The sequence below is a fragment of the Mesorhizobium sp. M1406 genome (genome assembly GCF_040317555.1).
Taxonomy (GTDB): Bacteria; Pseudomonadota; Alphaproteobacteria; order Rhizobiales; family Rhizobiaceae; genus Mesorhizobium.
Map to the genome: position 1 here is coordinate 1 of NZ_JAMYKW010000009.1, position 19,634 is coordinate 19,634.

Here is a 19,634-nt window from a genome sequence, read left to right on the forward strand (position 1 = left end):
AGCTCCAAAATCAAACCGTTCTGCGCTACACTCTGTTTGCATCGGGGAACACCTCTGCCTAGGGTAAGTCTTTGTCGCAGAAGCATTTTCCCTGATTCGGAGCCCCGATGCACCTCAACTCTGTGAGATATTCGGGCTAGCCGTGGACCACCGCACTGCGGCAAGGTCCCGAACGGAACCCGTCGTCCGCCGAACGGGCCAGGCTCATGGCATGCCAGGCCCGCGCGGTTTCGGAACCCGATCCGGCCGAGGGCTAAGCCGCCTGCAACTCCCGGCGTGGCAGCGGCGGGAAGGCGATGGCGATGCCGACCGCGCCGAGCCCGATGAGGGCCGAGCCGATGAACAGCCAGGAATAGTTGGCGTAGGCATCGAACACCATGCCGCCGGCGAGCGGTCCGAGCGCCATGCCGAGGCTGGACAGCATGGTGGCGGCGCCGAATACGGTGCCGAGGATGCGCTGGCCGAAATATTCGCGCGCCAGCACCGCATAGAGCGGCATGACGCCGCCATAGGTGGCGCCGAAGATGACGGCCAGCATGTAGAACTGATCGAGCCGGCTGATCGAGAGATAGGCGGCAATGACGATCGCCTGGATCGCCAGGCCCGCGATCAGCACCGGCTTGACGCCAAGCCTGTCGGCCAGCACGCCGTAGAAAAGTCGGCCGCCGAGGCCGGCAAGGCCCTCGACGCTGTAGATCGAGACGGCCGCCATGGGCGCGACGCCGCACAGCATGGCATAGCTGACCATATGGAAGATCGGCCCGGAATGCGCCGCGCAGCAGGCAAAGAAGGTGAGGCCCAGTACGATGAATTGCGGCGAGCGCAGCGCCTGGCCGACCGTCAGGCCGGCACCCTCGGTAGCCGGCGCTGGACTCGCAGCCGCCGTTGCTGGCTTTGGCGGCTGACGCACCAGCAGCACGGCCGGCAACAGCAGCACCCAGGCGGTGATGCCGATGTCGAACATGGCGGTGCGCCAGTCGTAGGCTGAGATCAGCCAGCGGGCGAAGGGTGAGATCGTCATCGGCGCCACGCCCATGCCGGCCGAGACCAGCGAGACCGCAAGGCCGCGGTTGGTGTCGAACCAGCCTGATGTCAGCGCGATCATCGGCGCGAAGAAGGCGCTGGCGGCGAGGCCGACCAGCACGCCATAGGTGATCTGGAAGCTGAGCAGCGAACCGGCGCGGCTGGCCAGCACCAGCGCCGACCCGAGCAGCACCGCGCCGATCGTGACGACGATGCGGGCTCCAAAACGGTCCGAAATGGCGCCCCAGGCGAAGCCGCCAAGGCCCATCACCAGGAAGTTAAGGGTCATGGCGCTCGAAATGCCGGCGCGCGACCAGTTGGTGTCGATCGCCATCGGCTCAAGGAAGATCGCCAGCGAAAACATCGTTCCGATGGCGACACAGGACATCAGCGCGCCAGCGGCGACGATGACCCAACGATAGGAAAGGCTCATTCAAATCTCCCATGCCAGAGGGCAGCGCTGCGCGCTGCTTGCCTCCGAAGGACGCTGGCACCGAGGCCGATCCTACAATCCGGTTGCATTTTTTATCCAGTCTGAAATGACGGGGTTTTTCGTTGGCATGGTCTTTTTTGGACGCATGTCGTTATCCCAGAACCGCTTCGCACTTTTGGGCGACATGCGTCAGATCGGCAGTTCCGACGTGTATTTGATCGTCTGGCTGGGAACGTCCGTCTTGACGTTCTGCACGCCCTTGATGCGACTCAGATGCTCCGACTGGAAGCGGCGGTAGTCGTCGATGCCGGCCGCCACCACGCGCACCATGGCATCGCAGTCGCCGAGCATCAGGTAGCACTCCATCACCTGCGGCAGCTTTGCCACTTCGGTGGCGAAATGCTCGATCGTGTCCTCGTCCTGTGCCTTCAGCCAGATGCGGGTGAAGAAGGTCAGGCCCTTGCCGATGCTGGCCGGGTTGAGCACGGCGACATAGCGGTCGATGATACCGGCTTCCTCCAGCAGCTTCACGCGCCGCAGGCAAGGCGAGGGCGACAGCCCGACTTCATTGGCCAGATCGGTGTTGGCCACGCGGCCGTCGCGTTGCAGCGCTCGCAGGATCCGCTTGTCGATCTCGTCCAGCTTCATGGTTTTGGATTCCATCTATTCGGCAATTTGTGACACTCAATGCGAAATTCGGTGAAATACAACAATCTTTGCAACCAAATTGCGGACCGATATCGGTATGTTTGCCCCCGACATCAGTTGATTTCAAATGCAGGGAAGCGGCGGCCGTGAGGTCAGCCGATGGAGAACCATGAGCATTTCACAGGCAGTCGAGGCGGCGGGCGATGGCTCGGGGTCCGAGTTCCGCCGTGGCGTGACGTCCTGCGCGCCTGTGCTGTTCGGCACAATCCCCTATGCGCTGGTGCTTGGCGCGCAGGCCACGCAGAAAGGCTTAAGCACGGTCGAACTGTCTGCCATGACAGGGCTGAACTTTGCCGGCGGCTCGGAATTCGCGGCGATCCAGTTGTGGACGTCGCCGCCGCATATCGTGCTCATCGTCGCCATCACCTTCCTGGTCAACAGCCGTCATCTGCTGATGGGAGCGGCACTGGCGCCGTTCCTGCGCGATCTGCCGAAGCGCAAGGTCTTTCCGGCGCTGTTCTTCATGTGTGACGAAAGCTGGGCGCTGGGCTTGGCCGACGCCAGGCAGCGAGGAGCGGCAGGCATCACGCCGGCCTTCAGCCCGCACTATTATATGGGCGCCGCACTCGCGATTTATCTCACCTGGGTGGCTTTCACCACGCTGGGTGCCTTGCTCGGCCCGATGCTGGGCCATGTCGAGACCTACGGTTTCGACATGGCGTTCCCGGCCGTCTTCCTGGTGCTGATGCGCGGCATGTGGACGGACATGGCGGCGGCGCGGCCCTGGCTGATCAGCCTCGTCGTCGCGGCGCTGTTCTATCTCTTCGTCCCGGGCGCCTGGTATGTCGCCGCCGGCGCGGTGTCAGGGCTGGTCGCGGCCTGGCTGATGGCAGGTGATGCATGATCGACGCAACGACCCTTCTTACCATCGTGCTGATGGCCTGCGTTACCTACCTGACCCGGATCGGCGGCTATGTCGTGCTGCGTAATCGCACGCTCGGTGCCCGCGCCACGGCGGTGATGGAGGCGGCACCTGGTTGCGTGCTGATCTCGGTGATCGCGCCGGCCTTCGTGTCGAGGAATCCGGCCGACCTTCTGGCGCTGGGGATCACTCTCGCCGCCGCAACGCGGCTGTCCATGCTGCCAACTGTGTTGATCGGGATCTCTTCGGCGGGGCTGTTGCGGCATCTGACTGGCTAAAACGAAAAAGGGCAGGCGCCGAGGCGTCTGCCTTTTAATTTGAAGTCCTTGCTTTTACGCGGCAGCCGCGACATCGCGGCTGGCTGCCACCACGGCGTCGACCTTGGCGGTCGCCTTGGCGAGCGCTGCGGTCACCGCGTCGGGGCCCATGCCGACGCCTTCGATACGGATGACGTCGACATCGGTCATGCCGAGGAAGCCGAGCACGCCGCGCAGGTAGGGAATGGCGTGATCGAACTGCACCGCGGCGCCTTCCGAATAGATGCCGCCGGAAGCGAGCACGATATAGACCTTCTTGCCGGTGACGAGGCCCTTGGGGCCGTTTTCGCCATAGGCAAAGCTCTTGCCGGAGCGGGCGATGTGATCGACCCACGACTTCAGCGTCGAGGAGATGTTGAAATTGATGAAGCCGGTGGCGAGGATCACCGTGTCGGCGGCGAACAGTTCGTCGAGCACGACATCGGAGACACCGACGACTTCCGCCTGGCGCGGGGTGCGGGCCTCGACCGGCGTATAGATGCCGGTCGCATAGTCGGCATCGATGTGCGGCAGCGGGTTGGCGACCAGATCACGCACCACGAGCGTGTTGGACGGATCGGCGGCGAGCAGCTTCTCGGCGAATTCGGTGGCGATACGGGTCGAGTGCGAAGCGGCGCCACGCGGGCTTGAGGTGACAAGAAGAATGGACATTTTGGGCTCTCCAGTGATTGGAATGATTTGTCCCACCACATATGGGGCTATCGATCCATTGGATAAACCAGTATAATTCCTATACGATCCATCAATAAAATAGATACAGCGATGCAACCCAATCCGACGCTCGACCAACTTCAGATCCTGGTGACGGTCGCCGAAACCGGCAGTTTCTCGGCTGCCGGGCGCAAGCTCAACCGGGCGCAGTCCGTGATCAGCTACGGGATCGCCAATCTCGAGGCGCAGCTCGGGCTGAAACTGTTCGAGCGCGAGGGCACGCGCGAGCCGCAGCTGACCGAGATCGGCCGGGCGATGCTGGAAGATGCGCGTCGTATGATCGGCGTGCTGCAGCGCATGCGCTCGCGCGTCGACAGCCATCATCAGGGGCTTGAGGCCGAAGTTGCGCTGTCGGTCGATGCGACGCTGCCGTCACCGGTGCTGGTTCGGGTGCTGAAGGCGTTCGAGGCACAGTTTCCGACCGTGATGTTACGCCTGCACATCGGCACGCTTGGGCTGATCCCCGATCATGTCGTCAGCGGGCAGGCCGACCTTGGCATTGGCGGCCTGCTGGGCGAGGTCGACGTGCATCTTGTGCGTATCGGCTTCATGTCGATCGTGCTCGCTGCCGCGCCCACCCACCCGCTGGCGTTGCTGCCAAAACCAGTGGCGATCGAGGATGCCCGCGAACACACCCAGCTTGTCGTCACCGACCAGTCGGAGCGCACCAAGGGGCGCGACTTTGGCGTCTACGCCTACCGCACCTGGCGGCTGACGGACGTGCGTACGAAGCATACGCTGATGCGCGAGGGGTTGGGCTGGGGCGGGCTGCCGCGCTGGCTGATCGCCGACGATCTGGCGAGCGGCCGGCTGGTGGAACTCGACCTCGAGTCCTTCAGGGAGGTCAGTTCGCCCCTGTTTGCCATGCATCGCAAGGATCGCAGCCCGAAGCCGGCGGCGGCCTGGCTGATCGACCAATTCAAGCGCCAGCTCGGCTGCTTCAACGAGTTCGAGCCTGGCGAGGTGCCCGAGGAAGAGCCGGAGACAGTCCCTCGATCAGCGCCATGAGAACGGCCCGGTAATCCTCGGCCGAGGCGCCGCCCTCGATGGCCAGGGCGGCGCGGTCGAAGGCTGCGCCGAGCAGCGCGGTCAGCGTCTCCGCCGGCAATCTCGTCATCGTCTGCGCCCGCATTGCCGCGACCAGCCCCTCGCGCAGCGAGCGGTTGCCGTGGCGGTTGTCGATCGCATCCATGGCGGCGCGGCCAAGTACGGCGGGACCATCGAGCAGCAGCAGCCGCGTGCGGCCGGGTGCGCGCATGGCGGCGAGATAGGCATCCGAACCGGCAATCAGCGCGTCGCGGGCATCGAGCGAGGGTGGCGAGGCACGCTCGATCTCGTCGGCCACCGCCGCCGCCTCCTGCTCGACCACGGCGGCAAAGAGCGCCTGCTTGTCGGCGAAATGGTGATAGAGCGCACCGCGCGTGACGCCGGCGGCGGCGACAATCTCGGGCGTGCCGGTCTCGGCATAGGATTTTTCCGTGAACAGCTTTCGCGCCGCGGCGATCAGATCGGCGCGCGTCGCCTCGGTGCGGTCGCGGTTGGAGCGGCGCGCGGAGTCCTGTTGCATACATGCAGCCTGTATGTTAATTCACCTACATGCAGACTGTATGTTAGTTGACTGGAGAAGAAAAGATGAAGACCAGGAGCTATTATCCGGTGCTGATGACCGGCGACGTTGCCGGTACGGCGGCTTTCTATGTCAGGCATTTCGGCTTCCGGCCGCTGTTCGAGAGCGACTGGTACGTGCACCTGCAATCGGTGGACACCAAACGTGTCAACCTCGGCATTGTCCAGGGCGATCACGAGACGATCCCTGAGGAGGGGCGGGGCCGCACATCGGGCCTGTTGATCAATTTCGAGGTCCGCGACCCGGACGCGGTCTATGAGCGGATCCTTGCCGCCGGCCTGCCGATCCTGCGCTCTCTGCGCGACGAACCCTTCGGCCAGCGCCACTTCATCACCAAGGATCCCAATGGCGTGCTGATCGACGTCATAAAGCCGATCCCGCCGAGTGGGGAGTTTCTGGCGCAATATGCGGACGGTGCGGCGGGAGCCTGAACGTCGGCTCAACTCGCCCTCGCCACCGGCGTCACCGTCACCTGGCTGACGCCGGTGCGGCGCACGACGGTGCACAGCGTCTCGCGGCCGATGCGCTCGGCGTCGAGCATACGCACGAGGTCGTCGACGCCGGTGACCGGGCGGCCATCGATGGCGGCGATGATGTCGCCTTCCTTGAAGCCCGCCTTGGCTGCCGGACCGTCCTTTTCGACGCCGCGCAGCCGCACCGCCGTACTGGTCGAGACTTGCGACAAAAGGGCGGCGCGGCGCGGCAAATTGACAGTGTCGGCCGAGACACCAATGAAGGCGCGGCGCACGCGGCCGAAGCGGATGATCTCCGAAATGACGAAATTGGCGGTGTTGGAAGCGACCGCGAAGGCGATGCCTTGCGCGCCATGGATCATGGCGGTGTTGACGCCGATGACCTCGCCGGCCAACGAAACCAGCGGACCGCCGGAATTGCCCGGGTTGAGCGCCGCATCGGTCTGGATGACATCGTCGATCAGCCGGCCGGTGGAGGCGCGCATCGAGCGCCCCAGCGCCGACACAACGCCGGAGGTGACGGTCCATTCGAAGCCCAGAGGGTTGCCGATGGCAATGGCGATCTGGCCGCGCCGCAGCCGCTTGGAATCGCCCAGCGGCGCGACATCGGCAAAGCTGCCGTCGGCGCGCACCAGCGCGATGTCGGTGTCCGGGTCGCGGCCGAGCACGTGGCCTTCTCGCGAGGCGCCGTCCGGCATCGAGACGCGCACCGTTCTTGCATCACCCACGACGTGAAAATTGGTGACGACCAGCCCGTCCTGCGCGATGACGAAGCCCGAGCCATGGCCGCCCTGACCGCTGACGCGCTCGATGCGGCAGACGGCAGGGCCAATGCGGTCGACCGCGTCGGCAACGGTCGTCGAATAGGCGTCGAGCAGCGTGTCGTCGGCTAATCTATCGTCAGTTTGGAATTTCGGGGCGAGGAAGGCCATCGGCGGGGTTCCGTGTTGTCGGGCGCAAGGATGACTATATGTGCGGAGCAGTCCGACCGGCCGCGACCTGACCAGATGGCCAGTCAACCGGCAACTAGCCGTCAGGCGAGTACCTCTAGGCGCGCTATCGAGCGATATCTGGGGCATGAATGAACCCAGGAGACCAATATGAGCGATTTCAATCTGAGTGCGTTTTCGGAAGCCATCGCCGATCTCGCCGCCAAGGCGGCGCCGGCTACGGCGAGTTTCGCCACGCATCACCACCGCACGGCAAGCGCCTTCCACTGGCGTGACGGCTATTTCGTCACCGCCGAAGAGGCTGTCGAGGCCGGCGAGGAGATCGAACTGACGCTGGCCTCCGGCGAGACGGTGAAGACCGAACTCGTCGGCCGTGATCCTTCGACCGGAGTCGCCCTGCTGAAGCCGGTTACCGCCGTCAGCGCCGCGTCGTTGGCCAAGGCCGATGCGGTGCGGCCGGGCAACGTCGCCATCGCCATCGGCAATAGCGACGGTTCCGTTCTGGCCGTGTCGGGCTCGGTCGGCGAGGTCGGTCCGGCCTGGCGCTCGATGCGCGGAGGCACCATCGACCGGCGCATCAATCTTGCCGTCGGCGCCGGCGGCCGTTTCGAGGGCGGCCCGGTGCTCGACGCCAAGGGCGCTCTGATCGGCATGCTCTTGTTCGGGCCGCGACACCGGGCGCTGGTGATGCCTTACGAGACGATCGAGCGGGCGGTCGCGACCCTGCGCGAAAAGGGTCATGTCGCGCGCGGCTATCTCGGCGCCGGCCTGCATCCGGTGCGCGACCGTGACGCGCATGGCGCGATGGTGATGAGCCTCGACGAGGATGGCCCGGCCAAGGCCGCCGGTCTCTCTCTCGGCGATATCATCGTGGCGTGGAACGGCGAAGCCGTGCATGGTCCGCGCGACCTGATCCGCAGGCTCGGACCCGACAGTGCCGGCGCTTCGGTGACGCTTGGCGTCGTGCGCGGCGGCGAACAGCGCGATGTCGCGCTGACGATCGGCGAAAAGCCGCTCTCCTGAGAGGAGTGATGGATACGCTCACCAGCGACCGGATCATGACTGACGGTGCCGTCTCGCGGCGGCTGGTGGTGCTGATTGCGCTTGGCGACGCGTCGCGCGCCGAGCGCCTGGCGGCCGCGCTTGCCGCGAGCGATGACCTGCTGCCGGTCGTGGCCGGTGATGGCAAACCCGATGTCGCCATCGTCGACGACAGGAGCGGCGACGCCGTGCCGGCGTCCACGCCTCGGGTGCTGCTGTCGGGACGCGCCAATGGCGGGCGACCCGCTGGCGAGGTATTGGCCGTCATGCCTGCGGACGCGGATGATTTGTTGATCGCTGCGGCGGCACGGCTGGCCGCGGCGGGCTATCGCGTATCGGGCGGCGGTAGAAGCGGGCGCCTTGAGGACTTCCATGCCGGCGACGGCGAGCCGTTCGAGGACGAAGCCTCCGACGAGCATGCGATCCGCCCAACACTGTCGCCGCGCGAGGCGGAAGTCCTGGCGCTGCTGGCCGAGGGAGCACCCAACAAGGTTATCGCACGGCGGCTGAACATTTCCGTGCACACGGCGAAGTTCCATGTCGCAGCGATCCTGATCAAGCTGGGTGCGGCCAACCGCACCGACGCCATTGCCATCGCGATGCGGCAGGGGCTGGTGCTGGTTTAGGAAGGCTCGAATTCCTCGTCCCGCCTTGCGGGGGCGAGGATCCGACGTTCTGAGAGGGCTCCGCTGCGTCATCATCGCTTGCCGTTACAGCCCCTTGTGTCCGGGATCGCCACGGGCAAGGATCGCGCAGCGAACCACAAATGCAGGCGGAGGAAAGATGTCGCTCAAGGGAAAGACGCTGTTCATCTCCGGCGGGTCGCGCGGCATCGGGCTGGCGATCGCGCTGCGTGCGGCACGCGACGGCGCCAATGTGACGATCGCGGCCAAGACCGCTGAGCCGCATCCCAAGCTGCCGGGCACGATCCATACGGCGGCCGAAGAGATCGAGCAGGCCGGAGGCAAGGCGCTGCCTGTGCTGTGCGATATCCGTGAAGAGGCGCAGGTGGCCGAGGCGGTCGCCAGAACCGTGGAAAAGTTCGGCGGTATCGATATCTGTGTCAACAATGCCAGCGCCATCCAGCTCACCGGCACGCTGGAGACCGACATGAAACGCTACGACCTGATGCACCAGATCAACACGCGGGGCACCTTCCTGGTGTCCAAAATGTGCATTCCACACCTGAAGTTAGCCAGCAATCCTCATATCCTGAATCTGGCACCGCCGCTCGACATGAAGGCCAAATGGTTCAAGAACCACGTCGCCTACACGATGGCCAAGTTCGGCATGTCGATGTGCACGCTGGGGATGAGCGCCGAATTCGCCAGGGACGGCATTGCGATAAATTCACTGTGGCCGATCTCGACCATCGACACGGCGGCGGTGCGCAATCTGCTCGGCGGCGCGACGGTGGCGGCGATGAGCCGTTTGCCCGACATCATGGCCGATGCCGCGCATGCCATTTTCATGCGGCCGGCGCGCGAGACCACGGGCAATTTCTACATCGACGAAGAGGTGCTGCGCGCCGAGGGCGTCAGCGATTTCTCGGTCTATTCACCTGATGCGACCGGGCCTCTGGCCGGCGACTTTTTTGTGCCGGACGAGGTGTTCGCTAATTCGAGCACGGAGATAAGAGGGATCTACTAGGCCGGAGAACTCGGAAGCGCGGAGCTATCAGCTGATCTGCGATGGCGTGGCTTGGAACTCAGCAAGCTCCGCGTGATACGGCCAGCAGAGCCGTATTTCGGTCGGGTCGCTCCGGTTTGCAGTCGGCAAGACAAAAGCCCCGCCGGAGAGGGTCCGACGGGGCTCAATGCGTCCCGCTGGAGTCGGGACGGGGCAGGGAACGCCCACTTCTGAATCTGGGGTAGGTACGTCTTCGATTCAATGAGCCCGGCGGCGTACCAGTACAATTCTTGTTGAATCCCGGCACGTCGAGCCATCCCCGGCAGGGCCGGGGATGGCTTCTCGTACCGATTCCACAAACCAGGTCATGGTTTTGAAATCATGACCTAATTGTTGCTGGCCACAGGCGCCACCAGTGGGGTGATCCGGCGGATCGCAACGCGTCGGTTCTCGCGGTTGGGCCCCGCCGTGTTGACCTTCAGATACTCCTCGCCATAGCCCTGTGTCGTCAGGTTTTCCGGCGGGATGCCGAACGCGTTGGTCAGCGCCTCCGCCACCGCTTCCGCGCGGCGATCGGACAGAGCCAGGTTTGCCTCCGGCGTGCCGACGGCGTCGGTGTGGCCCTCGATCAGAAAGGTCTCGGCCGGGTTCTTCTTCAACAGCTTTTCCATGGCGTTGGCGACGCCCTCAAGCTTTTGCACTTCGGTATCGGAGATAGAGGCCGACCCGAATTCGAAGTTGAGTGTGTCGAGATCGACGCGGCGTGCGATGTCGCGCACGCGGGCCGAACGCTTGACCTCGTCGATCGAGTAGAGGCGCTGGACCCGTTCCACCGGCGGCTGTTCGAGGAAGGTGTAATAGTCGTCCGGATCCTCTACATCCTCGGAGTCCAGGATGTATTCCTCGCGCGAAATGGTGAGCCGCATCGGAGGCAGGTCGTCGCCCGGATCGCGCCAGTCGCCGTCATCCTCATAGTGCCGCTCGTCGACATAGCTCAGCACATACTCGCGTCCATCCGGCGCGATCCGCGAACGCTGGATGACGTCGCCATAGCGGTTGCGGATGGTGACGATCCGGACACCGTTGTCACGCTCGACAATTTCCCGGGTGCGATCGCCCGACAGATCCTCATAGTACACGTTCCTGGCGCCGCGGTGCATGCGCGGAGCGTCATTGCTTTCCACGATCGTCTGGTTGTTGAACTGGAGGATGACGCGGTCACCGAACTCCCTGACGACGTCGACGCCTTTCGGACGCCGGCGGTCGCGGATGTTCTCGTCGGGTGCACGCTCGACGCGTTTGCCCTTTTCCTCCGTCACAGGGGCGATCTTTTCAGGCTGGATTGCCTGCTGGGCCGACTTGTCGTCGGTGGGTGGTGGTCCCTGGTCGACCGGGGCAGGCTTTGGAGCCTGCGCCTGCTCGCCAGTCGGCTGGGCGGGCTGGGTGGCCTGCTCGCCATTCGCATTCTCGCCTCCGTGCGGGCCGTTCTTGCCCTTGCGCTTGCGCAGGACATCCTTCTGGCTGTCGAGGATGGGGGCTGCATTCTTGTCGGCCGGGGCTTCACCCTGGGCCGCACTTTCGCCCTGGGCCGGCTGTTCGCCGGTCACGGGTTGCCGGCCATTGGCGGGTTGTTCGGCCGTCGATGGTTGTTCTCCGGTGGCCGGCTGCTCTCCCGTCACCGGCTGCTCGCCGACAGGCTTCTTGCCGCGCTTCTTCTTTTCCCTAGGCTGTTCGCCCTCGGCGGGCGCCGCCTGCTGCTCGGGTTGAAGCGGTTCGGCCTGCGGAACCGGCTCGCCGGCGGGCGCTTGCTTCCTGGCCGGCGCCTGTTCTGCGGGCGCGGCTTCAATCTGCTGGTCCTGCTTGTGCTTCTTGCGCAGGGGCTGTGGGTTGTTGTCGTTTGCCGGGGCCGCCTGCTCGGCAGGCTGTTCGGCCGGCGCCTGCTCGGTCTGCTGCCGCTGATCGCGCTTCTTCCTGCGCGGCTGCTGTTCCTCGGCGGGTGCGGCCTGCTCGGCCGGTGCCTGCTCGGTCTGCTGCTGCTGATTGCGCTTCTTCCTGCGCGGCTGCTGTTCCTCGGCGGGCGCGGCCTGCTCGGCCGGTGCCTGCTCGGTTTGCTGCTGCTGATCGCGCTTCTTCCTGCGCGGCTGCTGTTCCTCGGCCGGTGCGGCCTGTTCGGCCGGCGCCTGCTCGGTTTGCTGCTGCTGATCGCGCTTCTTCCTGCGCGGCAGTTGTTCCTCGGCGGGTGCGGCCTGTTCGGCCGGCGCCTGCTCGGTCTGTTGCTGCTGATCACGCTTCTTCCTGCGTGGCTGCTGCTCCTCGGCGGGCTGCTCGCTCTGGGCCGGCGCCGCCTGCTGTTCAGGCTCGGCCTTCTTGCGCTCGGCCTTCTTGCGCTCGGGCTTTTGTTCCGGTTCCGCCTGCTGCTTCTGCGCGCAGGCTTCGGCCGATTCGCCCTCGGCGCATGCTGCTTGCGCCAAATTAAATGGGACTGACGTGCGCTGGGTAGGGCCGAACGCGGCACTTTCCGGAAGCGGGAACGCGCCCAAAGGCGTGGATGCCATCAGCAGGCCAAGTGCGGTGCCGGCCAGAATCCGTGGTTGGCGTTTCATCGAAAACTCTCCTTGTGGGGTCCCATCCTTGCCGAAACCGATCTTGCATCAATTGGTTCCGGTTTGGCGTGAATAGAGACCGTGCAGGGCTATTGGCCGGCCTTTTGAAGGCAACTTCGTGTCTTTCGACTGGCGAACGCCGCATTCCGCCCGTTGCCACGCTTGACGTTGCCGGCGGCTGGGGCCACATGCCGGCAATGGAAACGCCATTCTGGAAAACCAAGACGCTGGAGGCGATGAGCCAGAGCGAGTGGGAATCGCTCTGCGACGGCTGCGGCAAATGCTGCCTGTCGAAGCTCGAGGACGAGGACACCGGCGAAATCTACTGGACCAGCGTCGGCTGCCGGCTGTTCGACGCGCAGACCTGCCGCTGTTCGGACTACGCCAACCGGCTGGCGCGCGTTCCCGATTGCGTCGGGCTGACGCCGCAAAATGTGCGCACCATCAGCTGGCTGCCCAGCACCTGCGCCTACCGGTTGGTGGCCGAGGGCCGCGACCTCTACTGGTGGCACCGGCTGGTGTCGGGCAGCGCCGAGACCGTGCATGAAGCCGGCATCTCGATGCGCGGCCGGGTCAAGGCGAGCGAAACCGATCTTGCCGAGCCGGAAGACTATTTTGATTACATGCTCGACGAGGAGCCGTAGGGCCCGCGGCGCGACGACGAGCCAGGGGCTCGCGCTGGGAACGGCCAACCGCAGGGATCGCGCCGGTGACGCCTGCTCCTCAGCCAATCGGCCGGATCGGAAACCGGCGGCGTTCCTGGCGTTCACCGGGGTGCGTGACGGGATGAATGGCGGGCAATTTCCTTTTTCCCGCCACATGAACCGGAGATGAACATCAGGTTCGTAAAGAGTTCAGACAGGCAAGTGCATTCTCCCACCATCGGTTCACGAGGACGGGTGAAAGCCCGCAAAAAAGGAGAAAAAACGATGTTCAACACCATCAGGACGGCAGCCCTTTCGGCTCTGGTCGGTCTCGGCGCGCTGACGGCCATCCCCGCTCAGGCCGACAGCCTCTACCTCGGCTTCGGCAACAACAACGACCCGCGTTTTGGCGTCTATACCGGCGACGATGGCTATCGCCATCGCCGTGATGAACGCCGTAGCGACTGGCGTGATGAACGCCGCGGCGGCTGGCGTCGTGGCTGTTCGCCGGACCGCGCCCTCGACAAGGCCGAACGCATGGGCCTCTACCGTGCCCGCATCGTCGACGTAAGCCGTCGTACGGTGAAGGTGATGGGCCGCCAGGACGGCGACCGTGTCGTGGTCGTATTCGCCAATGAGCGCGGCTGCCCGGTTATCTATCGCTGAGGCCGGGTTCGGCTTGATTGCAGGGGCATGATCTTCCCGAACCTGCGGTTCGGAAAAGATCAGCCCGGGAGCTTAGAGGCATGATCTACGAAGATCAGCCAGGCAGCATGATCTTTTGCGAAGATCAGCCGGGCAGCATGATCCTCTGCGAGGATCAGCCGGGAGACACGACCTTCTGCGAAGGTCGGTCCGGACTAGCCGAGCCCCTTGCCATTTAAGGGTGTGGCTCGAAAAAACCCCGCGGGAGCGATCCCGCGGGGTTTTTCATGCACGCTGTTGGCTGGTCGGATCCTCAGTCACGGATCGTCAAGGCCGCTACTTCAGCTCGAAGGTGACGGTGACCTGCACATTGTAGGAATTCTCGCCGGCCTGCACGGGAGCCGCGGCACCCGCCGCGGCGTCGAAGGCCTTGGCGTTGATCGGCATCGGCGCCGGCGCGATGTTCTGGTCGGTGATCTCGATCACCCGGCCAAGGCTGACCCCGGCGGCCGCGGCCAGCGTCTTGGCCTTGGCCATGGCGTTGGCGACCGCCTTCCTGCGCGCTTCGGTGACCGTTGCCGCCGGGTTGTCATTGGTAAAGGCGATGCCGCCGCCCTGGTTGACGCCGAGCGACACCGCCTTGTCGAGGATCTCGCCGGTCTTGTCGACATCGCGCACCCGCACCGAAAGCGTGTTGGTCACCTGATAGGCGACGAGTTCGGCTTCCTGACTGCCATCCGGCTTGTTGGTGTAGTTGTAGCGCGGGTTGATCTGGATGCCCGCGGTCTGCAGGTCGCGGTCGTTGATGCCGGCCGACTTCATCGCCGCGATTACGGCGGCCATGGCGTCATTGTTGGCGTCGAGCGCGGCGCGCGCGGTCTTGGCCTCGCGCATGACGCTCAGCGTCAGGACCGCCAGATCGGGGGCTACGGTTGCTTCGCCTTCGCCTGACACGATGATGCGGGGCGGCGGCGTCAAATCGGTGGCTCCAGCCATCGCCGGAAAAGCGATTGCAGCGGCGAGCGCGAGAGGCAAAAGATGTCTGGTCATGAAAATCTCCTTGGTCCGCGATCAAGTCGCAAAGGTCGCGTAGATCGCGATTATGGGTTGATTTGGGCGATCTGCGGAAGCCCGTCGGGAAAGCCTTGTGCCGCGACGGGAAAAACATTAATCCAGCCGGCGTGGGGCCCGTAGCTCAATGGTTAGAGCCGGCGGCTCATAACCGCTTGGTTGGGGGTTCGAGTCCCTCCGGGCCCACCAACTTATTATAAATCTGAGGCTTACGCTTAATTCTTTGAGCTTGAATTGAGTGTTGTCGAGTAAGTCTCTGCCTTTCGGGTGAAATGGTTTTGGGCCCGTTTGTCAATTTTCTCCGTCTCGTTGATGGCACCCCGTCACAGGTGGCTCAACATTCCAGGCGTCGAAAGATCTATCTGCAATGGATGCGGTAATCGGCGGCAACGAAGTGCAATTAGGCGGGTTCTGACTTCGGTCGTGCACGCCCTCCGGTGCGAGGACTGGCCGCTGGTGGCCAAGATCATAGAGAAATCTTCGTGCCTAGATCGGCCCGCTCGCTTGAGACCGAAGGCGCATGCGAGAGTGATCCCCCGCCTTTCGCGGCCAAAGGAGCCATCGTTGCGTGGATGTCGTCAGTTGCTTCTTCAGGCAGCAGCGCGGCTGAAGCGATCGATCCTGAAATCATCGAGCGGCGTTTCGCAACGGTCGGTCGTGATGAGTTCGGCCATGGCGTCGCCCACGCCCGGACCGAGCTGGAAGCCGTGTCCGCTGAAGCCGAAAGCGTGGAACAGGCCTGGCGTCGTCGCCGAGCGTCCCATGACCGGCAGCATGTCCCTGACATAGCCCTCGCAACCGGACCAGGTACGGATGGCCGTAGCCTGCGCGATCGCCGGCAGCAGCCGCGCGACGGCGCGCAGCTGCGTCGGCAGGCGCATGGGGTCGGCGGCCGCGTGGCCTGGATCGAGGTCCACCGCTACCCTTTCGGCCGCTCCGCCGAAGACGATGTTGCCTCGCTCGACCTGACGCAGATAGGCGCCATGGTCCTTGTTGCGCGTCCAGATGCCGACCACCGGCAGGATCCGATGCGGCAGCGGCTCGGTCACACCCATCTGCGGGCCGCGGGCGTCGAGCGGGACCGCTTCGCCGAACTGCGCGGCGATGCGCGCGCCCCAGGCGCCGGCGGTGTTGAGCAGACAGTCGGCGGCGAATGCACCTTTTGAACTTACGACAAGGAAGCTGGAGCTCGCGTGGGTGATCTTCTCGACCTCAGCTCCCTCAATGATTTCCGCGCCGAGCTTGCGGGCCGCCTCGGCAAAGGCCGGTGCGATCAGCCGCGGATTGCCGCTGCCATCCTGCGGCGAGAACGACGCCGCAACAGCATCAGGACCGAGAGCGGGAAAACGGGCGCGAATCTCGCACGGGCTGAGCTCTTCCAGCTCAAGCCCCCAGGGCAGCGCCGCCTTGGCGTAGGCCCGCATGTCGGCGAGGCTATCTTCATCGAAGATCAGCCGGATATGGCCGGTTGCGCGGAATTCCACGTCGCGGCCAAGCATTTTTTCGGCCTCGCCCCACAGCCTGAGCGAGCGATGGGCCAGCGGAAGCTGGGACAGATGACGCCCCGTACGCCGGATGTTGCCGAAGGAAGCAACCGTTGCTCCAGTGCCGATCCGGTTGCGCTCGATCAACGTCACGCGCGCGCCGCGCCGGGCCAGGAAATAGGCCGAAGCCGTCCCCATAAGCCCGCCGCCCAGCACGATCACATCCATAGCGGCCTCCTGCTAAAAGCAACCGAATTTCTTGCCGATCTTGTCCGGGCGGCGGCATTGCGTCAAAGATGCGTTTGGACAGAAGCCATAAGCTTACCCTATGGAGTGGCAATGCGGGCCCGGCAGCTCGAAGTGTTCATCGCCATCATGCGCGCGGGCACCGTGACCGCCGCGGCGCGGATGCTGAACATCTCCCAGCCTGCTTTGAGCCAGATCCTGCTCCACGCCGAGGATGACCTCGGCTTCACCCTGTTCGAGCGGGTGAAGGGCCGGTTGCGACCGACCCCGGAGGCGCTCGAGATCTTTCCTGATGCCGAGAGGTTGTCGGCCGGGCTTGAAGGCTTGCGCCGCAAGACCACCGATCTACGCCTGGGTCGGGCAGGGCTGGTGCGGGTCGCCGCCTCACCACCGCCGGCCATGGCTATCTTGCCGCGTGCGTTCACCAGATTCCGGGCCCAGCATCCCAACATCATGTTGCGTGCTCATAGCGCGCCGATCGCTGCCATCGTCGACATGCTGCGAGCCGGCGACGCCAGCCTCGGCGTGGCCATGGACGACCGGCTCCCGCCGGATATCGAGGCGGAGATGATCGGCAGCGTCGGCTTCGCATGCCTGCTACCCGCCGGGCACGTGCTGCAAAAGAAAGCCGAGCTGATGCTCGCCGACCTCGTCGGGGAGGAGTTGATATCGTATCGCGGCAACACCCGCCCCGCCGACGAACTGGCCCAAGCTGCCCGCGCGCAAGGTGTGACGCTTTCGCTGTCGCTCGAGATCGACGTATCCATCTCCGCGTTTGGTTTTGTCCAGGCCGGTATGGGCATCGCCCTGGTCGACGCGCTGCTGCCTTGGCATCAGTTTGCCGGGCTTGCGGTCAGGCCGCTGAAGGCAGGGCCGGAATTTCCAATCGCGCTTCTCACCTCGCGGACACGGGCCCTTTCACGCGCCGATGAGATGATGCGCGAGGAGATCCGCGCGGCCTGTGCTGTCGTCCTGGATGAGCATCTCGCGAAGCCATAAGCAAGACTTATATCCTTGCCTGTCATACGTCTTGGACCCGCACCATCCGGTCGTGCCAGTTTTGCCTGGCAGACAGGAAGGGACGCATCATGGATGGTGTCATCATGGCAGATGAGGTGCCGAACAGAGCCGACTGGAAGGTTGGCGTCGATATCGGCGGAACATTCATCGATTTCTGTGCGCTCGAAGCAAATTCCGGACGCCTCGCATCGCTAAAGGTGCTGACGACGCCGGAAGATCCTGGCGCCGAACTGATGACCGGTCTCACCTTGCTGGCCGAGCGCGAAGGTTTTGACCCTGCCCATATGACGCGCTTCGTGCATGGCACGACCGTCGGCATCAACACGATCATCCAGCGCAAGGGCGCGCCGCTGGCCCTGTTCACCAATGCCGGCTTCGAGGACGTTATCGAACTCGCAAGGCTTCGCATGCCGGACATGTATTCGCTGTTCTGCTCGCGGCCGGACCCGTTGATCTCGCGCGACATGGTGTTCGGCATTCCGGTCCGCATGCGTGCCGATGGCAGTGAATCCCGGGCGCCGGACATGGCGGCTGTGGAGAGGGCGCTGGCAATGGCGAAGGCGAACGGGGCGCAAGGGATCATCGTGTCCTTCCTCCATTCCTGGCGCAACGCCGCGCAGGAAGCCTCCGTGAAGGCGGCGATAGCGCATCTTGCGCCCGAGCTCTTCGTCTTTTGCTCGGCCGAGGTGTGGCCGGTCATTCGCGAATACGAGCGCAGCTCCACCGCCATTCTCAACGGCTATGTCCATCCGCGTGTCTGTGGCTATCTGACGGCGCTGGAAGAGCGGCTGAAGGACCGAGGCGTGCCGGCCCGCCCCATGCTGACGAAATCGAACGGCGGGCTGATGAACGCTGCCGAAGGCAAGCACGCCTGCGTCAACATGCTGCTTTCGGGAACGGCTTCCGGCGTCATCGGCGCCTCGTGGTTGGCGCGTCAGGCAGGCGAAGACAGGATCCTTACCCTCGACATCGGCGGCACCTCGGCCGACTTCGCGCTCATCATCGACGGTGAGCCGCAGTTCGGCACCGGCGAACTGATCGGCGAATTTCCGCTCCATATCCCCTCCGTCTCGGTGAGCTCGATCGGCGTCGGCGGCGGTTCGATCGCAAGTGTCGATGCGCAAGGTGTGCTGCGGGTGGGGCCGGAGTCGGCCGGCTCGACGCCAGGACCAGCATGCTACGGCCGTGGCGGCGAGCGCGCGACGGTGACGGACGCCATGGTGGTGTGCGGATGGCTCGGCCACAGCGAGATGGCCTATGGCCAGCTCAGCATCGATACCGGACTGGCGCAGCGCGCGGTCGGCGAGCTTGCCGCCGGGCTCGGCCGCCCAGTCGAGCAGACCGCGCAGGCGATCCTCGACATCGCGGTGTCGGAAATGTTCGTCGAGGTCGAGAAACTCGCCTCGCGCGCCGGCGTCGATTTGCGCGATTTCACGCTGATGCCCTTCGGCGGCGGCGGCCCCATGCTTGGCGCCTTCCTTGCCCGCGAACTCGGCATGAAGCGCGTCATGGCGCCCCGCCGCCCCGGCGTGGTGTCGGCGCTTGGCGGGCTGGTGGCTGATCTGCGCGGAGATTTCATTCGCACCATCTTCAGCCAGTTATCGGGCACATCGCTCCCCACAATCCGCGAGGCGTTCGAGACCCTGGCGCAAGAGGGCCGCGATTGGCTGGTGGCGCAGGGGCACAACGCGGCCGCGCAACTCACTCTGTCCTGCGACATGCGCTACATCGGGCAGAGCTATGAAATCGAGGTTGTGTTGTCGCCGGAATGGCTGGCGGACGCTAACGCCGCTGCCATCGCGGACGCCTTCCACCGCACCCATCAACGGCTCTACGATTTTCACGATCCGGATGGCGAGATCGAACTTGTGAATGTCCGGCTCTCCGCCGTAGGCGCGGGGCCGAAACTCTCCTTCCCGGAGATCGACGTGATCGCCGCCACGGCCATTCCGGCGCGTCGCCTCCCGGTCTATACGGGCGTGAGTGTCGAGACCATCGATCTCCACTACCGGCAGAGCCTCGCCCCGGGCAGCACGTTCCAAGGGCCTGCCGTGGTCGTTCAGGAAGACACAACCTTCGCTATTCCCGCGGGCGCGCAGGCAAGCGTCGACCGCCATCTCAACCTTCTGCTCACCTTCCCGGAGTGA

Annotated in this window: 20 protein-coding genes and 1 tRNA gene; 13 read left to right on the plus strand and 8 right to left on the minus strand. The window is 64.6% G+C overall.

All coding sequences use genetic code 11. The annotated features are described in order from the left end of the window. Positions 1–253: 253 nt before the first annotated feature. Both NKH03_RS10640 and NKH03_RS10645 read right to left on the minus strand, forming a co-directional pair. A complete protein-coding gene (locus tag NKH03_RS10640) occupies positions 254–1,456 on the minus strand; it encodes an MFS transporter (RefSeq protein WP_352968334.1) in 1,203 nt (400 codons plus the stop codon). A gap of 189 nt (positions 1,457–1,645) precedes the next feature. Further along, a complete protein-coding gene (locus tag NKH03_RS10645) occupies positions 1,646–2,104 on the minus strand; it encodes an Lrp/AsnC family transcriptional regulator (protein WP_352968335.1) in 459 nt (152 codons plus the stop codon). Positions 2,105–2,273: 169 nt separating this feature from the next. Here NKH03_RS10645 and NKH03_RS10650 point away from each other — a divergent pair, with 169 nt between their 5' ends. Both NKH03_RS10650 and NKH03_RS10655 read left to right on the plus strand, forming a co-directional pair. After that, positions 2,274–3,008 carry an AzlC family ABC transporter permease gene (locus tag NKH03_RS10650; protein ID WP_352968336.1) on the plus strand — a complete coding sequence of 245 codons (735 nt, stop codon included), beginning with the start codon at positions 2,274–2,276 and terminating at the stop codon, positions 3,006–3,008. Beyond that, positions 3,005–3,304 (plus strand): AzlD family protein, encoded by a 300-nt coding sequence (locus NKH03_RS10655; RefSeq protein WP_352968337.1) that lies wholly within the window; start codon positions 3,005–3,007, stop codon positions 3,302–3,304. The genes NKH03_RS10650 and NKH03_RS10655 overlap by 4 nt, the downstream gene beginning before the upstream one ends. Before the next feature lie 54 nt (positions 3,305–3,358). On the opposite strand, the gene NKH03_RS10660 is transcribed toward NKH03_RS10655, so the two are convergent. Continuing rightward, on the minus strand, positions 3,359–3,994 hold the full coding sequence (locus tag NKH03_RS10660; protein WP_352968338.1) for an FMN-dependent NADH-azoreductase: 636 nt from the start codon (positions 3,992–3,994) through the stop codon (positions 3,359–3,361). 111 nt (positions 3,995–4,105) lie between these two features. On the opposite strand from NKH03_RS10660, the gene NKH03_RS10665 reads away from it, so the two are divergent. Then, on the plus strand, positions 4,106–5,062 hold the full coding sequence (locus tag NKH03_RS10665; RefSeq protein ID WP_352863654.1) for a LysR family transcriptional regulator: 957 nt from the start codon (positions 4,106–4,108) through the stop codon (positions 5,060–5,062). Here NKH03_RS10665 and NKH03_RS10670 read toward each other — a convergent pair. Further along, complete coding sequence (locus tag NKH03_RS10670) at positions 4,995–5,621, minus strand: TetR/AcrR family transcriptional regulator (protein ID WP_352968339.1); 627 nt, start codon at positions 5,619–5,621, stop codon at positions 4,995–4,997. The two genes, NKH03_RS10665 and NKH03_RS10670, sit on opposite strands and share 68 nt — an antisense overlap. Before the next feature lie 65 nt (positions 5,622–5,686). Between NKH03_RS10670 and NKH03_RS10675 the strand changes: the two genes are divergently transcribed. Further along, positions 5,687–6,112: a VOC family protein gene (locus NKH03_RS10675; protein WP_352968340.1), complete on the plus strand. Its 426-nt coding sequence runs from the start codon at positions 5,687–5,689 to the stop codon at positions 6,110–6,112. Positions 6,113–6,120: 8 nt separating this feature from the next. Here NKH03_RS10675 and NKH03_RS10680 read toward each other — a convergent pair whose 3' ends face one another. After that, positions 6,121–7,086 (minus strand): S1C family serine protease, encoded by a 966-nt coding sequence (locus NKH03_RS10680; protein ID WP_352968341.1) that lies wholly within the window; start codon positions 7,084–7,086, stop codon positions 6,121–6,123. 168 nt (positions 7,087–7,254) lie between these two features. On the opposite strand from NKH03_RS10680, the gene NKH03_RS10685 reads away from it, so the two are divergent. From NKH03_RS10685 to NKH03_RS10695, 3 genes are all read left to right on the plus strand, one after another. After that, on the plus strand, positions 7,255–8,127 hold the full coding sequence (locus NKH03_RS10685) for a S1C family serine protease (RefSeq protein WP_352968342.1): 873 nt from the start codon (positions 7,255–7,257) through the stop codon (positions 8,125–8,127). A gap of 8 nt (positions 8,128–8,135) precedes the next feature. Then, complete coding sequence (locus tag NKH03_RS10690; protein WP_352863648.1) at positions 8,136–8,771, plus strand: helix-turn-helix transcriptional regulator; 636 nt, start codon at positions 8,136–8,138, stop codon at positions 8,769–8,771. Between the two features lie 157 nt (positions 8,772–8,928). Next, complete coding sequence (locus tag NKH03_RS10695; RefSeq protein WP_352863645.1) at positions 8,929–9,795, plus strand: SDR family oxidoreductase; 867 nt, start codon at positions 8,929–8,931, stop codon at positions 9,793–9,795. Positions 9,796–10,160: 365 nt separating this feature from the next. Here NKH03_RS10695 and NKH03_RS10700 read toward each other — a convergent pair whose 3' ends face one another. After that, entirely contained in the window at positions 10,161–12,377 is a 2,217-nt protein-coding gene (locus NKH03_RS10700; RefSeq protein ID WP_352968343.1) for an OmpA family protein, read from the minus strand. Between the two features lie 197 nt (positions 12,378–12,574). On the opposite strand from NKH03_RS10700, the gene NKH03_RS10705 reads away from it, so the two are divergent. The 3 genes from NKH03_RS10705 (at position 12,575) to NKH03_RS10715 (ending at position 13,905) form a co-directional block, all read left to right on the plus strand. Then, the gene (locus tag NKH03_RS10705) at positions 12,575–13,021 is read left to right on the plus strand and encodes a YcgN family cysteine cluster protein (RefSeq protein WP_352880296.1); all 447 of its coding nucleotides are present in this window, start codon (positions 12,575–12,577) and stop codon (positions 13,019–13,021) included. A 285-nt stretch (positions 13,022–13,306) separates the two neighbouring features. Next, on the plus strand, positions 13,307–13,687 hold the full coding sequence (locus tag NKH03_RS10710; RefSeq protein ID WP_352863643.1) for a hypothetical protein: 381 nt from the start codon (positions 13,307–13,309) through the stop codon (positions 13,685–13,687). An 80-nt stretch (positions 13,688–13,767) separates the two neighbouring features. After that, the gene (locus tag NKH03_RS10715) at positions 13,768–13,905 is read left to right on the plus strand and encodes a hypothetical protein (RefSeq protein ID WP_352863641.1); all 138 of its coding nucleotides are present in this window, start codon (positions 13,768–13,770) and stop codon (positions 13,903–13,905) included. A 97-nt stretch (positions 13,906–14,002) separates the two neighbouring features. Here NKH03_RS10715 and NKH03_RS10720 read toward each other — a convergent pair whose 3' ends face one another. Next, positions 14,003–14,716, minus strand: coding sequence for an SIMPL domain-containing protein (locus tag NKH03_RS10720; RefSeq protein ID WP_352863639.1), 714 nt, complete (start codon positions 14,714–14,716; stop codon positions 14,003–14,005). Between the two features lie 134 nt (positions 14,717–14,850). Between NKH03_RS10720 and NKH03_RS10725 the strand changes: the two genes are divergently transcribed. Continuing rightward, positions 14,851–14,926, plus strand: a tRNA-Ile gene (locus NKH03_RS10725). Positions 14,927–15,327: 401 nt separating this feature from the next. Here the strand turns inward: NKH03_RS10725 and NKH03_RS10730 are convergent. Continuing rightward, entirely contained in the window at positions 15,328–16,449 is a 1,122-nt protein-coding gene (locus NKH03_RS10730; protein ID WP_352968344.1) for an NAD(P)/FAD-dependent oxidoreductase, read from the minus strand. 111 nt (positions 16,450–16,560) lie between these two features. Here NKH03_RS10730 and NKH03_RS10735 point away from each other — a divergent pair, with 111 nt between their 5' ends. Both NKH03_RS10735 and NKH03_RS10740 read left to right on the plus strand, forming a co-directional pair. Next, the gene (locus NKH03_RS10735) at positions 16,561–17,466 is read left to right on the plus strand and encodes a LysR family transcriptional regulator (protein ID WP_352968345.1); all 906 of its coding nucleotides are present in this window, start codon (positions 16,561–16,563) and stop codon (positions 17,464–17,466) included. Between the two features lie 89 nt (positions 17,467–17,555). Next, on the plus strand, positions 17,556–19,634 hold the full coding sequence (locus NKH03_RS10740) for a hydantoinase/oxoprolinase family protein (protein ID WP_352968346.1): 2,079 nt from the start codon (positions 17,556–17,558) through the stop codon (positions 19,632–19,634).

Coding starts and splice junctions, on each gene's coding strand:
- NKH03_RS10735 (WP_352968345.1), top strand. CDS start 16,561: ATGCGGGCCCGGCAGCTCGAAGTGTTCATCGCCATCATGCGCGCGGGC.
- NKH03_RS10740 (WP_352968346.1), top strand. CDS start 17,556: ATGGATGGTGTCATCATGGCAGATGAGGTGCCGAACAGAGCCGACTGG.
- NKH03_RS10670 (WP_352968339.1), bottom strand. CDS start 5,621: ATGCAACAGGACTCCGCGCGCCGCTCCAACCGCGACCGCACCGAGGCG.
- NKH03_RS10710 (WP_352863643.1), top strand. CDS start 13,307: ATGTTCAACACCATCAGGACGGCAGCCCTTTCGGCTCTGGTCGGTCTC.
- NKH03_RS10655 (WP_352968337.1), top strand. CDS start 3,005: ATGATCGACGCAACGACCCTTCTTACCATCGTGCTGATGGCCTGCGTT.
- NKH03_RS10640 (WP_352968334.1), bottom strand. CDS start 1,456: ATGAGCCTTTCCTATCGTTGGGTCATCGTCGCCGCTGGCGCGCTGATG.
- NKH03_RS10690 (WP_352863648.1), top strand. CDS start 8,136: ATGGATACGCTCACCAGCGACCGGATCATGACTGACGGTGCCGTCTCG.
- NKH03_RS10660 (WP_352968338.1), bottom strand. CDS start 3,994: ATGTCCATTCTTCTTGTCACCTCAAGCCCGCGTGGCGCCGCTTCGCAC.
- NKH03_RS10685 (WP_352968342.1), top strand. CDS start 7,255: ATGAGCGATTTCAATCTGAGTGCGTTTTCGGAAGCCATCGCCGATCTC.
- NKH03_RS10680 (WP_352968341.1), bottom strand. CDS start 7,086: ATGGCCTTCCTCGCCCCGAAATTCCAAACTGACGATAGATTAGCCGAC.
- NKH03_RS10665 (WP_352863654.1), top strand. CDS start 4,106: ATGCAACCCAATCCGACGCTCGACCAACTTCAGATCCTGGTGACGGTC.
- NKH03_RS10720 (WP_352863639.1), bottom strand. CDS start 14,716: ATGACCAGACATCTTTTGCCTCTCGCGCTCGCCGCTGCAATCGCTTTT.
- NKH03_RS10675 (WP_352968340.1), top strand. CDS start 5,687: ATGAAGACCAGGAGCTATTATCCGGTGCTGATGACCGGCGACGTTGCC.
- NKH03_RS10645 (WP_352968335.1), bottom strand. CDS start 2,104: ATGAAGCTGGACGAGATCGACAAGCGGATCCTGCGAGCGCTGCAACGC.
- NKH03_RS10730 (WP_352968344.1), bottom strand. CDS start 16,449: ATGGATGTGATCGTGCTGGGCGGCGGGCTTATGGGGACGGCTTCGGCC.
- NKH03_RS10650 (WP_352968336.1), top strand. CDS start 2,274: ATGAGCATTTCACAGGCAGTCGAGGCGGCGGGCGATGGCTCGGGGTCC.
- NKH03_RS10700 (WP_352968343.1), bottom strand. CDS start 12,377: ATGAAACGCCAACCACGGATTCTGGCCGGCACCGCACTTGGCCTGCTG.
- NKH03_RS10705 (WP_352880296.1), top strand. CDS start 12,575: ATGGAAACGCCATTCTGGAAAACCAAGACGCTGGAGGCGATGAGCCAG.
- NKH03_RS10715 (WP_352863641.1), top strand. CDS start 13,768: ATGATCTACGAAGATCAGCCAGGCAGCATGATCTTTTGCGAAGATCAG.
- NKH03_RS10695 (WP_352863645.1), top strand. CDS start 8,929: ATGTCGCTCAAGGGAAAGACGCTGTTCATCTCCGGCGGGTCGCGCGGC.